Source organism: Pseudarthrobacter sp. NPDC058196 (assembly GCF_042882685.1).
Taxonomy (GTDB): Bacteria; Actinomycetota; Actinomycetes; order Actinomycetales; family Micrococcaceae; genus Arthrobacter.
The window spans coordinates 42269-60596 of record NZ_JBHVVN010000005.1 but is presented as its reverse complement, the minus strand read 5'-3'; the positions used below and the strand labels follow the sequence as shown (position 1 = coordinate 60596).

13 protein-coding genes are annotated in these 18328 nt (G+C 62.9%); 9 read left to right on the top strand and 4 right to left on the bottom strand.

Annotation, left to right across the window (positions count from 1 at the left end):
* Nucleotides 1-2: 2 nt before the first annotated feature.
* Nucleotides 3-3647, bottom strand: a complete 3645-nt coding sequence (gene metH, locus ACFVVC_RS08475) for a methionine synthase (protein WP_387451300.1) — start codon at nt 3645-3647, stop codon at nt 3-5.
* Nucleotides 3648-4097: 450 nt separating this feature from the next.
* Here metH and ACFVVC_RS08470 point away from each other — a divergent pair, with 450 nt between their 5' ends.
* Nucleotides 4098-4637: a hypothetical protein gene (locus ACFVVC_RS08470; RefSeq protein ID WP_387451297.1), complete on the top strand. Its 540-nt coding sequence runs from the start codon at nt 4098-4100 to the stop codon at nt 4635-4637.
* Nucleotides 4638-4837: 200 nt separating this feature from the next.
* On the opposite strand, the gene ACFVVC_RS08465 is transcribed toward ACFVVC_RS08470, so the two are convergent.
* On the bottom strand, nt 4838-5290 hold the full coding sequence (locus tag ACFVVC_RS08465) for a hypothetical protein (protein WP_387451295.1): 453 nt from the start codon (nt 5288-5290) through the stop codon (nt 4838-4840).
* Between the two features lie 871 nt (nt 5291-6161).
* Here ACFVVC_RS08465 and ACFVVC_RS08460 point away from each other — a divergent pair.
* From ACFVVC_RS08460 to ACFVVC_RS08450, 3 genes are read left to right on the top strand one after another with little or no spacing between them, the layout of a single operon-like run.
* Entirely contained in the window at nt 6162-7070 is a 909-nt protein-coding gene (locus tag ACFVVC_RS08460; RefSeq protein WP_387451292.1) for a hypothetical protein, read from the top strand.
* Nucleotides 7067-7549: a hypothetical protein gene (locus tag ACFVVC_RS08455; protein ID WP_387451289.1), complete on the top strand. Its 483-nt coding sequence runs from the start codon at nt 7067-7069 to the stop codon at nt 7547-7549. The genes ACFVVC_RS08460 and ACFVVC_RS08455 overlap by 4 nt, the downstream gene beginning before the upstream one ends.
* A complete protein-coding gene (locus ACFVVC_RS08450; RefSeq protein ID WP_387451286.1) occupies nt 7540-9570 on the top strand; it encodes an AAA family ATPase in 2031 nt (676 codons plus the stop codon). The genes ACFVVC_RS08455 and ACFVVC_RS08450 overlap by 10 nt, the downstream gene beginning before the upstream one ends.
* A gap of 558 nt (nt 9571-10128) precedes the next feature.
* Here ACFVVC_RS08450 and ACFVVC_RS08445 read toward each other — a convergent pair.
* Nucleotides 10129-11178, bottom strand: a complete 1050-nt coding sequence (locus tag ACFVVC_RS08445; RefSeq protein WP_387451284.1) for an LLM class flavin-dependent oxidoreductase — start codon at nt 11176-11178, stop codon at nt 10129-10131.
* A 184-nt stretch (nt 11179-11362) separates the two neighbouring features.
* Here ACFVVC_RS08445 and ACFVVC_RS08440 point away from each other — a divergent pair, with 184 nt between their 5' ends.
* Nucleotides 11363-12340: an alpha/beta fold hydrolase gene (locus ACFVVC_RS08440; protein ID WP_387451281.1), complete on the top strand. Its 978-nt coding sequence runs from the start codon at nt 11363-11365 to the stop codon at nt 12338-12340.
* Between the two features lie 133 nt (nt 12341-12473).
* Entirely contained in the window at nt 12474-12740 is a 267-nt protein-coding gene (locus ACFVVC_RS08435) for a YciI family protein (RefSeq protein WP_387451278.1), read from the top strand.
* 2 nt (nt 12741-12742) lie between these two features.
* On the opposite strand, the gene ACFVVC_RS08430 is transcribed toward ACFVVC_RS08435, so the two are convergent.
* Nucleotides 12743-13318, bottom strand: coding sequence for an SRPBCC family protein (locus ACFVVC_RS08430; protein WP_387451894.1), 576 nt, complete (start codon nt 13316-13318; stop codon nt 12743-12745).
* Nucleotides 13319-13605: 287 nt separating this feature from the next.
* Here ACFVVC_RS08430 and ACFVVC_RS08425 point away from each other — a divergent pair, with 287 nt between their 5' ends.
* The 3 genes from ACFVVC_RS08425 to ACFVVC_RS08415 are packed head-to-tail and all read left to right on the top strand — an operon-like array spanning nt 13606 to nt 18295.
* Nucleotides 13606-14442 (top strand): TIM barrel protein, encoded by an 837-nt coding sequence (locus ACFVVC_RS08425; RefSeq protein WP_387451275.1) that lies wholly within the window; start codon nt 13606-13608, stop codon nt 14440-14442.
* Nucleotides 14442-15575: a Gfo/Idh/MocA family protein gene (locus ACFVVC_RS08420; RefSeq protein WP_387451273.1), complete on the top strand. Its 1134-nt coding sequence runs from the start codon at nt 14442-14444 to the stop codon at nt 15573-15575. Before ACFVVC_RS08425 ends, ACFVVC_RS08420 begins: the two co-directional genes overlap by 1 nt.
* Nucleotides 15572-18295 (top strand): hypothetical protein, encoded by a 2724-nt coding sequence (locus tag ACFVVC_RS08415; RefSeq protein WP_387451270.1) that lies wholly within the window; start codon nt 15572-15574, stop codon nt 18293-18295. The genes ACFVVC_RS08420 and ACFVVC_RS08415 overlap by 4 nt, the downstream gene beginning before the upstream one ends.
* Nucleotides 18296-18328: the final 33 nt, after the last annotated feature.

Sequence of the window (18328 nt, the reverse complement as noted above, 5' to 3'; positions counted from 1 at the left end):
GCTCACACCTTGAAGTACTTGGCCTCCGGGTGGTGGAACACGAACGCGTCGGTGGACTGTTCGGGGTGCAACATGAGCTCATCGCTCAGGACCACGCCCATGCGCTCGGGCTTCAGCAGCTCGGTGACCTTGCGGCGATCCTCCATGTCCGGGCAGGCCGGGTAGCCCAGCGAGAACCGGGCACCGCGGTAATCGAGCTTGAAATACCCTGCCGTGTCCTTGGGCTCCTCGGCCGCGAAACCCAGCTCCTTGCGGATCCGGGCGTGCCAGAACTCGGCCAGCGCCTCGGTGAGCTGCATCACCAGGCCGTTGAGCTCGTAGTAGTCGCGGTACTGGTTGGCCGCGAACATCTTGGAGGTGAACTCTTCGATCTTGGAGCCGGCGGTCACCAGCTGCACGGGCAGCACGTCGATCTGTCCGGATTCGCGGGACTTCACGAAGTCGGCCAGGCACAAATGCCGGTCGCGGCGCTGGCGCGGAAAATCGAACCGCAGGCGGTCGGTGCCGATGGGACCGCCTGAACCACCGTCGGGGGCGAGCAGGCCCGCCTGGCCCAGGACGCCGTCGGGATCCTCGCCGTGGTGCAGCACCACCACCTGTTCGCCTTCGGAGACCACGGGGAAGTAGCCGTAGGCTACCGAGGCGTCCAGCATGCCCTCCCCGAGGATGCGGTCCAGCCAGTAGCGCAGGCGCGGGCGGCCTTCGCTCTCGACGAGTTCCTCGTAGGAGGCGCCGTCCTCGCCGCGGCCGGGCTTCAGGCCCCACTGACCCATGAAGGTGGCGCGCTCGTCGAGGAAGGCGGAGTAGTCATGCAGCGAGACGCCGCGGACAATCCGGGTGCCCCAGAACGGCGGCGCGGGAACGGGGTTGTCGGTGGCGACGTCGGACCGGCCGGGCATGGCCTCGGGCTCGGTGATGGTGAACTTCGGTCCGCCCTTGTGGATGCGCTTCTTCAGCGGCGGCAGGCCCACGGAGTCCGGGTCCTCGCCCCGGGCCACGCGCACCAGCGGTTCCATGAGGGCAAGCCCCTCGAAGGCGTCCTTGGCGTACCTGACGGTGCCCTCGAACTGTTCGGCCAGGTCCTGTTCCACGTAGGCGCGGGTCAGGGCGGCGCCGCCCAGGATGACCGGCCACTTCTTGGCCAGGCCGCGGGTCTGCAGTTCGGCGAGGTTTTCCTTCATCACCACGGTGGATTTCACCAGCAGCCCGGACATGCCGATCACGTCGGCGTCGTGTTCTTCGGCGGCGGCGATGATCTCGGCGATGCCCTGCTTGATGCCGATGTTGACTACCTTGTAGCCGTTGTTGGTGAGGATGATGTCCACCAGGTTCTTGCCGATGTCGTGCACGTCGCCGCGGACGGTGGCGATCACCATGGTGCCCTTGCCGGAGGAGTCTGCCTTTTCCATGTGCGGCTCCAGGAGGGCCACCGCGTTCTTCATGACCTCGGCGGACTGGAGCACGAACGGCAGCTGCATTTCGCCGGCGCCGAAGCGTTCGCCCACCACTTTCATGCCCTCAAGCAGGTGGTCGTTGATGATGCCCAGGGGGGTCATGCCCTCGCTGCGGGCCAGGTCCAAGTCATCTTCCAGGCCCTTGCCTTCGCCGTCGATGATGCGCCGTTCCAGGCGCGCGCCGGTGGGCAGGGCGGCGAGTTCGGCGGCGCGCTGGTCCTTCAGCGCTGCGGTGTCGACGCCGGCGAAAAGGTCAAGCATGCTGGCGAGGGGATCGTAGGTGGTGTTGCCGTCGGCGTCGTATTCGCGGCGGTCGTAGACGAGGTCCAGGGCCACCTTGCGCTGCTCTTCCGGGAGGGAGGCGAGCGGGACGATCTTGGCGGCGTCGATGATGCCGCTGGTCAGGCCGGCCTGGACGGCTTCGTGCAGGAACACGGAGTTCAGGACCATGCGGGCGGCCGGGTTGAGGCCGAAGGAGACGTTGGAGACGCCGAGCGTGGTGTTGATGCCGGGGTACTTGGTGGTGATCTGGCGGATGGCTTCGATGGTTTCGATGCCGTCGCGGCGGGTTTCCTCCTGGCCGGTGGCCACGGGGAAGGTGAGGCAGTCGACGATGATGTCCTCCACCCGCATACCCCATTCGCCCACAAGCGCGTCCACCAGGCGGGAGGCGATGGCCACCTTGCCCTCGGTGGTGCGGGCCTGGCCCTCTTCGTTGATGGTCAGGGCGATCACGGCCGTGCCGTGTTCCTTGACCAGCGGCATGATGCGGGCGAAGCGGCTGTTGGGGCCGTCGCCGTCTTCGTAGTTGACAGAGTTGACCACCGGGCGGCCGCCGATGAGTTCCAAGCCTGCCTGCAGGACGGGCGGCTCGGTGGAGTCGATGACCAGCGGGAGGGTGGAGGCGGAGGCGAAGCGGGAGACGACCTCTTTGATGTCGGCGACGCCGTCGCGGCCCACGTAGTCGATGCAGACGTCCAGCAGGTGGGCGCCGACGCGGATCTGTTCGCGGGCGATGTCCACGCAGTCGTCCCAGCGTTCTTCGAGCATGGCCTGGCGGAAGGCCTTGGAGCCGTTGGCGTTGGTGCGCTCACCGATGGCCAGGTAGGCGGACTCCTGGTCGAAGTTCACATGCTGGTAGAGGGAGGCGACGCCGGCCTCGCGCTCGGTGGGGATTCGCGCCGGTGCGTTGCTCGGTTTGGCGTCCACGGCCTTGGTGCGGAAGGGTGCAAGGCGTTCGACGACGGCGGCCATGTGCTCCGGCGTCGTACCGCAGCAGCCGCCCACCAGGCCCAGGCCGAATTCGCGCACGAATTGTTCGTGCGCGGTGGCGAGTTCGGTGGGGGTCAGCGGGTAGTGCGCACCGTTGGCGCCGAGGATGGGCAGGCCGGCGTTGGGCATGCAGGCGATGGCGACGGAGGACTGCTTTGAGAGGTGGCGGAGGTGCTCGCTCATCTCGTCGGGGCCAGTGGCGCAGTTCAGGCCGATGGCGTCGACGCCGAGCGGCTCGAGTGCGGTGAGGGCGGCGCCGATTTCGGAGCCCATGAGCATGGTTCCGGTGGTTTCCACCGTGACTTCGACGAAGATGGGGAGCCGGACGCCGCGGGTGACGATGGCCTGCTTGCAGCCGTTGACGGCGGCCTTGGTCTGCAGGAGGTCCTGGCTGGTTTCGATGAGGAACGCGTCCGCGCCGCCGTCGATCAGGCCCTCGGCCTGCAGGGCGAAGGTCTGCTTGAGGTAGTCGTAGCTGGTGTGGCCCAGGCTGGGGAGCTTGGTGCCCGGGCCCATGGAGCCGAGGACCCAGCGCATGCGGCCGTCTGCTTCTTCCGCGGCTTCGGCGCGTTCGCGGGCGATTCTGGCGCCCTTCAGTGCGAGCTCTGCGATGCGGTCATCGATGCCGTAGTCGGACAGGTTGGACCAGTTGGCGCCGAAGGTGTTGGTTTCCACGGCGTCGATGCCAGTGGCGAAGTAGGCGTCGTGGATATCCGCGATGACGTCCGGGCGGGTGTCGTTGAGGATCTCGTTGCAGCCCTCAAGGTTCTGGAAGTCCGTTTCGAGCTGCAGATCCCGGCCCTGGAGCATGGTGCCCATGGCGCCGTCGGCAATGACCACCCGGTGGTTCACGGCGTCCAGGAGCTCCTGGGAACGGGCGGGGCGGGGGACGGACTCGATGTCCAGTGCGAAACGAGGCATTTAATCAGGTTACGTGGGGGGCGCCAACGTTGCGCTGTGTGTCCGGATGCTACGGCGGGAGTGGTGGGCGCCGCACATTCCGCCTCCTCAATTCAAAAACCCTCCCTTGCCAAGTTTTGACCACGTTCGCTGCAGTAGATTTCGCAGCCAAGTTCTGACCCAACGATGCAAGGAAGATCGGGCCTTTTGGCAAGGTTCCTCGCCTGGCCGTCGCCGCTGGCCCAAAGGGTCGTTTCTGGCCTATCTGGCTGGTCGTCACTAGTTTCGATTCCGACAATCGAATACCGTCGCATCATGAATGGCTTCGCGACTCCACCCACGGAGATCACGGCTAAGGCCGGAGGGGAACTGCGCTTTGCAGTAGGTAGTCCTGGAGGACTTAGATCAGCCAGCTGGAAGCTACAGGGATCTCGTAAGACCCGAGACTTATACATCGGAAGTCGGGCCGAGATGAACCAGTTGAAGCTATCTTTACACCAATCCGACGTATGGCGCCTGGCTTACACCAGCGCGTGGTGGGAAAAAGAAGGATTAGAAGGGGACCGGGTACTCGCGCGTTTTGAACCACCGCCATATGTGGCAGGAAAATGGCGGAGAGCTGTCTCGGTTATCGTCCCCACTGCAAATCTCCGCGCCGCCCAGTCGAGGTCAGCCGAACGCTTGAAGGCTAACATCTCTTGGTGGGCTCCCGCCGCTGTTGGGTCCGCTTTATGGTTTGAAATCATGATTTCCGACGGCGCTCCTGATGTTACTGTCGCTTTCGATTGCGTCGGGAAAGTCGGTCAACTTGATCTACCTGATGGGTCCGGGGCCATGGTGCTCGTCAATGAAGTTCCGCCGGAGGAGCAGGAAAGATTCGAGGGCAATCTGGGCCATGCCGGCTGGTCCTGGCATAGCTCAGACGACGATGGTCATCCGGTGATATTCGATACTGGGTATCCGACGACGTCACTTGGCGATCCGAGCGCACGACCTGCAGCACCGAAGTAAAGCAGTATCAACTGAGGCGTTTGCTCGCTACCCCCGCAAACGGTCGTTTTTGCTGCATACTCGTCTCGGTCCGGTCTGGACGCCGTGATCACGGCTTCACCTGACAGATAGAGGGGCCAAACTCCACCCCGGCGTGGAGCGTGTTGTTAGCCTTTGGTTTGCGGCCCCGAGGAGCTGTAGCCATGCTCGACGAAACGGTTCTAGTGCAGGTTCTTCGCTTGGATCGGCAGATGAAACAAGGCCGCTGCGAAGTCATCGCGGTGACGGCGGACGGCACGCGTCCATCCGATCTCGACCCAAAATCCTTCGGCCGGTGCTGCCGAAAAGGCGATCATCTCGTGTCCCTGATACAAATGGACCAAACTCGATATAGCCCATGACCCTATACCGGTGCAGATCTTGTCATCTCGAACCACAACAAGGTCAATCTCAACGTAGGGCTCCGCAGGCAGCCCTACGTAAGGCGCATCGAGCCTCGATTTCGGAAAGATTCTGGCGCGGGCTACCTCCTCGTGATCTTCAAAGAAAGCGAATTCGACGGCCTGACGATCTCGGCGCTTGTTCTCGTGCCACTTCGACCATCCCAGGCCCCAACCGGGCCCGTCGCGAGTAAACCCATCAGTTTCCCGCATTTCACGCATTAGGCTGCCCATGCTGACTCCCCTGGCGATTGGTGAACTCTCTGGCTAATTCTTCAAGGCAGGTTTCGCGGTCCCGCTTCGCTTGATCACGCTTTAGTACACGGCTCACTACCTTCGGTCCTTCACTGCGGACGAGGGTTGTTTTCCCTACTGGCACCCAAAACGCATGCTGTGCATTGCCATGATGCTTGCCTTCACATGCGCATGTCCATTCGTCCCCGTCGGCCCCTCTGCAACGGCGATCGCACTTCTCTGTAAGGTTGTAGTGCATCTCAATCTCTACACTTCCGTCGCGGATGGCGATTGACTCAGCAACATCGGTCAGAGGTGTGCGGGCAATCGTCGAGTGCCCAGCCCAACCGGGCTGACGTTGGGGGCCGGAACCCAGGTAGGTCTTATGGCAGCGCCGGCAGCACTTCTGAACATGCTCTTATTAGAGGGCTCGTCGCCTTGCGGCGCCCGAAGGCGATGTCCCTGAATGCGTCCGGTAAGGGGACGAATGATTTTTGCGGTCATGCGAAGAGCCTATCCAGCCGACGTTGTGACCTAAGTATGGACCAGAGAAAAGGGGTATCCGTTGCGGACCTGAGAGATCCGAGCCTTCCTCGGTCAGCATCTCGGCGGAGGAGAACCGGAACCTGAATGACACGCTCCTCGTCGCTGTTTGAGCAAGATGCCTGCAGAACCGGCCGCTTTGCTGGTCCCGAGTCGGTCATCAAGAATGGCTACCCTTGTCCGGTTCCAACGATCTTGGATTTACCCTATCGACACATAACAGTTCGGATCGCGAAGTCGCGTTGCTTCCGGTAGCCTCCACCTGACGTGGGAGGATCAGTACACTCCGACGCGCGGGGGAACTAGGTGAAAGTAGGATGCCAGCCAGATGGTTGTGCGAAATTGGGACGGCACAGAGTGGCAGGACTATTGCGTCGAGCTACTTCGTATTCGCTACTCAAACCACAACCTCGTTGAAGTCCCGGACCGGCACAACGGTGATCTTGGTTTGGAAGCCTTCACGCATAACGGATACGCCTTCCAGTGTTATGCCGCACAGGAGCCACTTAGTGTCAAGGCACTCTACGAACACCAGAGAGACAAACTCACCACAGACCTCGGAAAGCTAAAGAAGAACGAAGACTCTCTCAAAAAGCTCCTGAAAGGTGTGGACGTTCGTCGATACGTCTACATGGTCCATCGCAACGACTCCAAAGATTTGGTTGTCCATGCCCAGAGTAAGGCCAGTGAGGTACGGTCTTGGGCTCTGCCATTTGTCCACCCTGACTTCGCTATAACCATCGAGACGGACGACAACTATGCCACTGAGCGAGAAGGCCTCCGAGCGATCCCGACACACCTAGTCGAAGCAGAGGCAGTGGACGCCCAAACTCTAACGGAGTGGGGCACCGAGAACTCAGGGCTATTAGGGGACGCACGCAGGAAGATCACCAACCTAGGTGTGACTGGCGCAGCTTTGGATTCATACGTTGACTCACTCGCTCAGCAGTTCCTCAGAGGGGAAAACAGTTTGGCGACGCTGCGTTCTAAATATCCAAGTAGCTGGTCTCTGGTATCAACATTGAAGTCGGACAAAGAGATGATGCTCGCATTGGAGTACCCACCAGGCTCCACGACGAGCGGGATGGATGTCAGGACTATCGTCCAAGACGTTTCGGCTGAGATCGAGCGCGATGTTCCTGCTGTATCGAGCAGGCTGGCGAAAGTGTTTGCCTGGTCGATGGTTGCCGATTGGATACTCCGCTGCCCATTGGATTTTGAGGAGCAGGCTAAGTGAGTGCCATCGAAGCCTTGGAAGAGCTATTTGCATCATCTCCAGGCGCTGTTTTTACCCGACGTAATGAAGCCATTCCGGGGGATCTCCGGATCACCTGGCGACTTTCCCTACTGTGTCTCCTCCTGCAGCGCTTCCGCGGCAACACTGCGACACTCGAACACCTGCACATACTGTGGTGGGCCATTCGGTCAGAAGAAACACAACGCCTTTTTATTCGATGGTTCGACGGCGATAAGCGCCCCGATGAACTGATTGTCCGCTTCGACCCCTCACTCAGCGTAACGGTCGACTTAGCTTTAGGTTCCAAGTTAGTGGCCCTTACTAGTACGGGCTCCATCGGGCTTGAATCCGCCGGGGTTTCCTTGGCCGCCGACCTGTGGACGGAGACGGAATTACTCAGGGAAGAAAAGACTTTCCTGGCAAAGCTCCCACGCAAGATGACTCAACGCTCACTGAAGGAACTCACCGAATGGAAATAACGCCAAGGCTCGTACTGAGGGCAGTGAAGCTCTCAGCGACAACGCCAGATGGGGAAGTTGGGCGAACGATCTCCTTCACGAAGGGCCTCAACGTTCTCCGGGCCGGCAATACCAGCGGCAAGTCGACCACTCTTCAGGCGATCATCTATGCCCTTGGCCTTGAAGGCATGTTAAGCCCGCGCCGCGAAGTTCCATTGCCCCACTCCATGACGGACCGTGTCTCCGTCGACGGTGTTGACCAGGTGGTCCTGCAGTCCTACGTGGCACTCGAGTTTGAAAACGCCGAGGGGACGGTAGTAACTGCCGCACGATGGGTGAAGCATCCGGAGATCAAGAACACAGTGATCTCCATCGAACACGGCGCAGCTCTAACTCAGGGCGGATCATATGCAGTTGAAGATTTCTTTGTACGGCTGTCAGGATCTGCCCAACGAGAGCGCGGCTTCCATCATTTCCTATCGGGCTTCCTTGGATGGAATCTTCCATTTGTGACACACATGGACGGTAGCGAAAGGCCGCTGTACAGCGAATGCCTCTTCCCCTTCTTTTATGTCGAACAGAAACACGGCTGGTCAGGTGTGCAAGCTCGTATTCCCACCTATCTAGGCATACGGGAGGTGGGTAAACGATCATTTGAATTTGTTCTAGGGCTCGAGGTTTTTCAGCGCATCCTGGAGCGGCAGCGGATCACCTCCAACATTGCAGAACTTGAGGCGTCTTGGCGCCGGACGCTTACGGAACTGAAAACCAGTGCAACCACTTTGGGATCAACCCTCTCAAATGAACCTCGTCGCATTGTTGATTCCTTGGCTGATGACAGCGCGATCCCGACTGCATTTGCAGGTGGTGCTTGGCTACCGCTTGATCTAGCAATCGACCAACTGCGCGCGAACATAGTGCGGACTGAAAGCCGCACTGCTCGGACGGTAGAAGAAGACTCATCCGCACTAGAAGCGGAGCTGGAACAGGCCGAAGACTCTGTGCGTTTAGCCGTGATCTCGCTGTCATTGCTTATGGAGGAGAGAAACGAACTTCAGGACCAGGCACGCCAACTTGATCTCAGGCTTGAAGCGTTGACTGAGGACCTTCAGCGCCACAAAGACTCCGCACTGCTGGTGCGGTTGGGGGCTAAGCATGCAAAAGCGCTAACCGTTGATCACACTTGTCCAACCTGCCACCAGGAAGTCACTGATGGCATGGATATCTCAGCCCACGCGATGACAGTCGATGAAAATATTGCTTTCATCGAGCGCCAGAGGTCCACATTTTCGGCTGCGCGCGAAGATATCGGGCGAACGCTTGATGCCCTTGTGGTCAGAGAGCGAAGCGTGAGGGATTCCTTGGGGCGTCTGCGTCACAAGGTACGGCGCATGAAAAATAGTCTATTAGGACCCGGCGATGCTCCTTCGATCACAGACGTTTCCGAACGTGCCGCACTCCAAGAACAGCTGGACAGACTCCTCGATAATCGAAGGAACCTGGATTCTCCCCGCGAGACTCTAAGAAATTTGGCGGAAAGCCATAAAGCTCAATCTGCTGCCCTTAAAGCCCTCGCGACATCGGCTCTTTCCGACTCGGACCAGGTAAAGCTGAGAACAGTCGAAATGTATCTCCGTCAGCAACTGAAAAGGTACCATTTCGATTCACTCAAGCCTGAAGACGTCGAAATCAGCCGAGACACCTACCGCCCAGCGCACGAAGGATATGAACTGGGCTTCGACCTTTCTGCCAGCGACATGATTCGCGTCATATGGTCCTACCTGTTTGCAGTGATGAGGGTGAGCGAGGAACAGAACGGCAACCACTTGGGTCTCCTCATTTTTGATGAACCCAAACAGCAAGAAACGGCTTCAAAGAGCTACGCCGAACTCCTGCAAGAAGCATCCGAGCAAGGCAATCGTGGGTCGCAGATCATTTTTGCCACTAGTGAGAGCAACGCGACGTTGCTGGCGATGTTGAACCATGCAAAATACAACCTCATCGACATCCCTGATGGTGAGAAAATTCTCACCAGTCTGTGAGCAGTTCGTCTGGAACCGCCAAGCAACAAGTGGGGGGCAGCACTGGTAGGTGCCGGCCCCTTAGGGTTTCTTTCTGCAAAGGAAATCTGTGTTTCAGCGCAGCTGAATTGTTCGGGTTCGTCGGCGAGAACTGATTCAAGTTCCTCGGTCCCCGCAGTGCCCACATATGAAAGAATTCGGCCAGAATCAGAGCTTCCTCGATGGTGCAGCCCCGGCCCAGGGCGGCGTCCCCGGCGGTGGTGGACTTGGCTTTCTTTCTTGATCTGTGCCGCTGACACGCTATCAGACAGAGTCGGTAGTAGGCCTAGGCCTCGGCCTCGTCTGCCTCGGTCAGCGCGGAGCGGTGGATGTTCTCGACCACCCGCGTGAGCATTCGTTCTGCTTCCTAGCGGCTTCGGTTCTCCTGTCGCGGATGCTCCTCCACCTCGCTTTAGCAGCCGACCGCCTTCACCGACGCATCCCGACCTTCGTTTCCTCGATATTCCCGTTCAGGTTGCCCCGCCTTCCCGCTGCATGACAATAGCTTCCTGTGCGGGCTTGTCGACCAACCCAGGATGCCTACGACGCCGCCCTGCCGCGACTTGGATCCCAGCCCAAAGCCGGCCCGAGCTTCCCCGCCATGTCAGTCAGGATCTGCACGTAGTCCTCGTGGTCGAAGCTGAAGGGAAGCGCGAAGGCCACCTCGTCCACCTCCTGGAATCCGGCGTGCGCGTACAGCTGCTCCGCGATCTTCTCGCTGGTGCCGATCAGATCAGCAGCGAACATCATGCCCCGCGGCCCCTGCGGAGCTGCAGTGCGCGGCGTGCGTTCGTCCACATACCGCTGGTACTTCTCCCGCTGGGCAGGAGTCGCCGAGTCGGTCGGAATCACCACCAACCCCTGCGAGACCCGCGCCTGAGCATGCCCCCTGGCCAAAGCCGCTTCGCGGAACGCCCGGATCTGGGACTGCTGGACCAAAGCGAAGTCCGGTTCCTGGTCCTTGTCCGGGAAGATCACGCTGCTGGACAGCAGGTTGAACCCACTCGAACCGGCCCATACCGCAGACTTCGTGCTGCCGGCCCCGTACCAAAGCCGGTCCCGCAGCCCGGGCGAGTGCGGCTCCACCCGGTTGGAGAACTCCTCCACCACGCCCTGCTTTCCGGAAAACTCCCGCACCGGCTCCCCCGCCACCAACCGCGCAAACCGCTCCACCCGGGCGTAGCTGAAGTCCTCCGCGTCCGCGGTGTCCGGATACAGCTCGTGCTTTACGGTGTCGTACTGCATCGGCTCCCCCACGCTCACGCCGGGATTGATGCGGCCTCCCGCGAGCAGGTCCACGGTGGCCAGGTCCTCGGCCAGGCGCAGCGGGTTCTCCCAGCCCAGCGGCGTCACCGCAGTGCCCAGTTCAATCCGCGAGGTGCGCTGGCTCGCGGCCGCCATCACGGCCACAGGCGAAGAAATCCCGAACTGCAGGTGGCGGTGGCGCAGCCAGGCACTGTCGAATCCCAGTTGCTCGCCCAGCTCGATGATCTGCAACGTGGATTCATGGCCCGCGGCCGGATCAACGGGCTCGAACAGCCCAATGGTGAGGAAGCCCAGCTTGCGCAAAGGACGGGTGGGCTGCGGCATCGGCTTCCTCCAAGTGATCAGGGAACGTGGCTGGTTTTCAGACTAGGCCGTGGGCCACCGGATGAACCAACATGTCCCACCGGCCCCAAGGCTCCACCAGAAGCACCCGCACCCTTGACGGACGCGTCCGCACACGGGTTAGGCTCACCACGGGCACGCGACGGCGCCGCCACAGGAGGAATACATGTCACTGCAGGAAATCGAGTTCACGTCTGCCAACGGCCGCGACACCATCCAGGCTTGGGTCTACGAACCCATCGGCCAGCCCAAGGCAATCGTGCAGCTGATCCACGGGCTCGGCGAGCACTCCCGCCGCTACCTCCACCTCATCTCCACTCTGGTGGACGCCGGATTCATTGTGGTGGCAGGTGACCACGCCGGGCACGGGCGCACCGCCATGCAGCAGGGCACCTGGGGAGACGCCGGCGAGGACGCCGCCAAGGTAGTGGTCGCGGACGAGGCAACGCTCCAGGCCAAAGCCAGGGCGGCCCTCCCTCAGCTTCCCTACGTGGTGTTCGGCCACAGCTGGGGCTCCATGATCGCCCGCGGCATGGCTGTGGACCCACAGGCTCAGCTGTCCGGCTTGATCCTCTGCGGCATCGCCGCCCAAATCCGGGGTATCGAGACACTGATCAACCGTCCCGAACTGGCACGGCTTGCCTCCGGCGGCACCGCCGCGGACCCGGCACCCCAGGAACTCGTGGGTCAAATGTTCGACGGTTTCGTGGGCCGCTTCGGAGACAATCCCGGCCCCACAGCCTGGGTGGCGCTGGACGCCGACGTCGTGGCCGACCACGCCAGGGACCCCTTCAACAACTTCGGCGCACCGCTGAGCGCCCGGTTCCTGCAGGGCTTCGTTGACCTCTACGACCAGGTCAACGCCGACGATTGGTACAAACAGCTCCCCGCGGACCTCCCCGTCCTCATCATCGCCGGCGACCAGGACCCCGTGACCAACTACGGCGAAGGGGCCTACCACGTGGCAAACCGCCTCACCGATTCAGGCCACGCGGACGTCCGCACCCGCGTGTTCCCCGGCGTCCGGCACGAGGTGCACAACGAACCCACCACCCGCGCCGAAACCGAGCGCGAGACGGTCGAATTCATCCAGCGGGTTACGCACCAACCCCAGGACTCCCCGACACCGCCGGCTGCAGGCTGACCGTCCCGGAAGAAAGCACCCCGGCGGAAGGGTACGACGACGGCACCCGCCACGCCGCCGTCGTCGAACCTTCCAGCAAAGGCAGCCGGAGGCGGCTGGTTCCGCGTGGTAGGTTCGCCGCATGGAATGTGTGGTGCTGTACACCGTGCGGGAGGGCGTGGACCGCTCCCGGATCATGGAGACCTTCCCCCGCCACAAGGCATTTTACGAGGCGTTTCACGCTGACGGCGGCGGCCTCGTGGCCCTGGGCGCGTTCCAGGACCCCGGCCCGGTTGCCAGCTCCATGGGCATTTTCACGTCCCGGCAGGAAGCCGAACGTTTCGTCGCCGGCGACCCGTTCGTTGCCGAGGGGCTCGCCGAACCGCGGCTCCTGGACTGGAATGCCGTGCGCTTCCCGTAGGGCTACCCCCGGTTTGTCGCCTTCCCCGGCCAGCGGGGCAGCCGTGAAAAGGTGGGCCCCGCGGGCGCCGGAATCTTGGCAGGGTCGGCGCCCGGCCGCCGTCGGCGCAGCTCCAACGCCAGCGCCTCCTGTCCACGCGCCATCGCCCACCGGTGGTTCGCGGCAAAGGCCGGCTTGAGCAGCCAACTCAGGCGCCGCAGCAGCGGTTTCGCGGCGCTGACCCGCCACTCATAGGTGACCACCGTTTCGGGCCCGTCCTGCTCGAAGGTCCAGCGGCCGGCGCCGTTGAGGTCGCCCCGAGCGGAGATGGCGAATCCGTGTTCCGTGACGGGCTCGGTGACGGTGAGCTGCCAGGTGAGCGTGTACGGCAGCCAGCCTTTGGTGTGGAGGAAGAACGCCTTCCCGGTGCCGTCCGGGTTGCCCGGATCCAGCTGCTCAACAGTCAGATACACCGACGGCCACCAGCGGGGAAGCGTGCCGGCATCGCCCAGGATGTCCGTGACCTCCCGCGGGGTTCCCGCCACGCGCCAGACGGTCAGGAATTCGTAGTCAGTGCTGCTGGTCGAAGTGCCGGCCATTGGTGCCTCCACGGCGAGGATGAATAGGCCGCCCACAGTACTCACGCCGTTGTTTGTGGTCAACGGGTGCCCACCAACCCGCTTACTCAACTAAATTGATTTAGTGCGGAGTGTGGGCTAGATTACTTTTGTCCACACTTGGTCCCTCCTGGCCGCTCAAGCTGCCGGCTCACTGGGGCCACCACGACTTTCCCTTTTGGCCTTGCGAGGAGTTTCCCTTGATCGGAGTTGCGGGTGCACCCGTGAGTTTTGGCGTCTTTGACTTGGGCGCAACAGCAGGAGGCCGCTTGCCCGGGCCGGACGAGGTCTGCGCGGTCCTGAGTAAACACGGGTATACGGGGATCGATCTGGGACCGGTCGGGTTCCTGGGACGGGACGGCGAACTCCGCAGCCGGTTGAAGCAGCACGGCCTGTCCCTCGCCGGCGGCTGGATCGACCTTCCCTTCACCGATGACGACGCCTTCGCGGCCGCCGTCCCCGCCCTCTCGGCAGCCCTCGACGTCTTCGAAGAAGCCTCCGATGGCGTTCAGGGTCACCCACCGCTGCCAACCCTGGCGGACAGCGGGTCCGACCGCCGCCGGGCCAACCCGGGTGGAGGCCCGGACGTAGCCCTCGACGACGGCGGCTGGGCCACGCTGGCCCGGAACGTCGCCGCCGCGGCACGCCTTGTCAGGGACCGCGGCTTTGAACCCACGTTCCACCACCACGCCTGCACCCACGTGGAGACGCCCGAGGAAATCGAACGGTTCCTCGACCTCACGGACGTGGGCCTCACGCTGGACACCGGCCACCTCATTCTTGGCGGCGGTGACCCGCTGGAAAGCCTCGGGCTGTGGGGTGAACGGATCAACCACGTCCACATCAAGGATGCCCGGGCCGACGTCCTGCGCGCCGTGGTCAGGGACAAAGGGGACATGCGTGATGTCTGGGCCGGGAAGGCATTCGTGCCCCTGGGCGACGGCGACCTGGACGTGGAGGGGTTCATGGACGGCCTCGTCCGGACAGGCTATGACGGCTGGCTGGTGCTGGAGCAGGACTCCATCCCCCAGCCTGACGACGCTCCCGATCTCGCCGACAAACACCATGCCATCAACCGGAACGTACTCAGAAAGTGGATCCCCTAATGACTTTGCTTCGAATCGGAGTTGTGGGGCTGGGCGCCGTTGCCCAGTCCGTGCACCTTCCCCTGATCACAAGGCGGTGGGATCTGTTCGACCTTGTTGCGGTGGCAGACCTCTCCCCCGCCCTGCTTGGCCGGGTGGGCGCCCAATACGGCATCCCGGCCACGCAGCAGTACCAAAACCTTGCCGACATGCTGGACGGTGAGGACCTGGACGCCGTCGTGCTGTTGACCTCCGGATCCCACGGCCAGCCGGCGCTGCAGTGCATTGAAGCAGGGGTGGCCGTGCTGTGCGAGAAGCCACTGGCGTTCTCCCTCGGAGAGATCGAACTGCTGCGCAAAGCCGAACAGGGCCAGGGCAGGCCTATGCTCCTGCTCGGCTACATGAAGGAGTACGACCCCGCCGTCCTGACCCTGAAGGAACGGTTGCCCGGCCTGGAAGACACGCGGTACGTCAACGTGGAAGTGCTCCACCCCGCAGGCTCCGCGCAGCTGGCCTTCGCCAACCTCCACCCGGGAGCCCGGGACGTCCCCGCCGACGTGCTGTCCGGGCTGGTGGAAGCCGATGAACAAAAGCTGGATGCAGCCCTGGGCAAAGACAGCCCCGGCCTGCTGCGGCGGCTCTATTCAAACGTCATCCTTGGCAGCCTGATTCACGACATCGCGGTGGTGCGGGCGCTGGTAGGCCCCTTGCAGGCAGTTGATGCCGTCCATTACTGGGCGGAACAGGACGATCCGGGGTCCATCGAAATCGCTGCGACAGCAGCCGAGGGGGTCCGCGTGCACTTCAACTGGCATTACCTGGCCGATTACCCCGTGTACCGCGAAACCGTGACCGTCCACCACACCACGGGCAGCGGAAAACTGGAATTCACCGTCCCCTACCTCCTCAACGCCCCCACCAGGCTGCAGATCACCGAGAAAGCCGGCGGCGGGGTCTCCGACTCCGTGTTCGAGGATGTCACGGAAGCGTTTGAGCAGGAACTCGTCGCCTTCCACCGGATGGTGGACGGCCAAGAGAAGCCTCCCACCGGGATCGCCGAAGGTGAGGCGGATGTCCGGGTTGCCCAGCTGATCGCCGCAGCCCTGGCCGAGTCCCTGAAGGTCTCCCTCGGTGGAGAGGCGGCCTCGGCATGAGCCCGGCCGAGGAGACCGGCATCGTCCTGGTGCCCCACACGCACTGGGACCGCGAGTGGTACGAACCCTTCCAGGTGTTCCGTTTCAAGCTTGTCCAGATGTTTGACACCGTCCTGAAAATGGCGGAGGAGGACCCGCGGTTCCGGTTCACCCTTGACGGCCAGACGGCCGCCATCGAGGACTATCTGGAAATCCGGCCGGAAAACGAAGAGCGGGTCCGCGCCGTGGTGGCAAGCGGCCAATTGGCGCTGGGCCCCTGGCAGATCCTGCTTGACGAATTCCTCTGCTCGGGCGAGACCATCATCCGCAACCTCCAAATGGGGATGGCGGGTGCCCGGCGGCTGGGCGGGTACATGAACGTGGGCTACCTTCCGGACATGTTCGGCCACGTGGCCCAAATGCCGCAGATCCTGAGCCGGGCCGGCATCGCCCACGCCTGCCTCTGGCGTGGAGTGCCATCCAAAGTTTCCGGGCATTCGTTCAGGTGGGAAGCCCCGGACGGATCATCGGTCCGGGTGGAATACCTCTTCGACGGATACGGCAGCGCCCTGGACCTCCTGGCCATTCCCGAACACATCCCGCACGCGTTGGCGGAATACCGGCAACAAACCGCCGACAGGTACCGCGGCGACCCCATCCTTGGCATGGTCGGCACCGACCACATGCCGCCCGACACGGCACTGATGCGGCACGTGGACACCTACGGTTCATCCGCCTTCCCCATCAGCGTCGGCACGCTGGAGGACTACGTGTCGGCGTACGACCCGGACAATGAACGCCTGGAGGCAGTGCGCGGGGAACTGCGCTCCCATGCCCGGGGCAACATCCTTCCGGGTGTCTTCTCCATCCGCCGCAACCTCAAGATCGCCATGGCCGCGGCAGAGCGCATGGTCCTGGACGCCGAACGGCTGGCAGCATCCCACCTGGGCGTCGACTTCGAGCCCTTCATCAGCATGTCCTGGCGCCGCATCATCGAGTCCACCGCGCACGACTCCGTGGTGGGCTCCGGCACCGATGAGACCGTCAGCCAAGTAGAGGCCCGGCTGCACGAGGCAGCCCAGATTGCCCGCGCCGCCCGCGACGAAGTGGCCCTCACGGTGGCCGGCAGCATCCCCAGCGACGCGTTCGTGGCCTTCAACACCTTGGCCGCGGACCGCAACGTGGTGGTCGAACTCGACGTACCCGCCCCGGACGCAGGAATGCCCGTGGCCGCCATGACCGGCGACGGCACCCTGCTGCCGGTGCAGGAAACCGGGCACGCTCCCACCATGCTCGGTGATGAGACCATGGACGCCTCCGTCCTGGTGGAACGCATGATGAACCGCATCCACGGACGCGAATTGTTCGGCCAGCTCATTGAGCAGTACCGGGTGGCACCGTATTCCCTCGAATTCGATGTGGCGCAGGTGCCCACAGCCCCGGTGTTCGACATCGTCGCGTTCAAGGCCGAACTGGCAGCAGCCGTCGAGGCACACCCGGGCGACTGGAAAGTCCGGATCGTCGCCGAACCACGGCGCCGGGTGCTGGTGGACGTCCCCGTCGCGGCCATGGGGATTACCCCGTTCAAGGTCTTCCAGGCGGAGCGCCCCGAGCCGGAGCACATATCCTGCGACGACGGCATCCTGGACAACGGACTCGTCTCGGCGCGCATCGGCCCGGACGGGGACATCACCCTGACCGGCGCGGACGGCACCGTCCTGCACGATATTGGACGGCTGGTTGACGGCGGGGACTGCGGGGACAGCTACAACTACGGCCCACCGGCCGTGGACACCATCATCACCGAACCTTCCCGGGTGGCCGTGGAGGTCGTCGAACGCGGCCCCGTACGCGCAGTCGTCAAAGTCACCAGGCACTACTCCTGGCCGCGTTCCCTTGACCGCAGCATCGGGAGCCGGAACACCGACACCGTAGACGTTCCGGTCCGCACGTTCGTGGAGCTGCGCCGCGGGGAACCGTTCGTGAGGCTTCGCGTCCAGTTCACGAACGAGGCGGCAGACCACAGGCTGCGGATGCACATCCCGCTGCCGTCCCCCGTGGAATCCTCCGCGTCGGAAGGCCAGTTCGCCATCACCACCCGCCCGCTTACCGCAGAGGGCGGCGGCGGAGAATTTCCGCTTCCGACGTTCCCCGCCTACACCTTCGTGTCCGCGGGACCAGCCACCGTGCTCCTGCACGACGCCACCGAGTATGAGGTGGTGGAAGGAAAGGAACTGGCCCTCACGCTGCTGCGCGCCGTGGGATCGATCAGCGTCAACGTGCACCCGCTTCGAGACGAACCGGCCGCCTCAGAGATCCCCATCCCGGGCGCCGAAGAAGCAGGAACGCAGGTGGACGTCGAATTCGCGGTCATGGCCTCAGCCCAGGGTTACCGCAAAGCGGACGCAGTCCAGCTCGCGGACCACTTCAACGCCCCCGGCCTGGCAGTCCGCGGCCGCGGCACCCCGGGACCCTCGGTTCCGGACCCCACGGAAGGACTGCGGCTCAGGGGTGATGGCATCCGGCTGAGCAGCATGCGCCAGGTGGGCAACGACGTCGAAATCCGCGTTGTCCTGCTGGCCGAACAGCCCACCGGAGGCGTGGTGACCGGCTCCTTCAGCGGCGTGTCCACCGTGGACCTGGCGGGCCGGACGCTGGCCTCGGAACAGGCTGACGGTGAGTACAAGTTCGAGCTGGATCCGTGGGAGATCCGCACACTTCGCCTGACTCCCGGGAAGTAGCCACCACACAGCTACGCCCCGCTTCACCGGAAG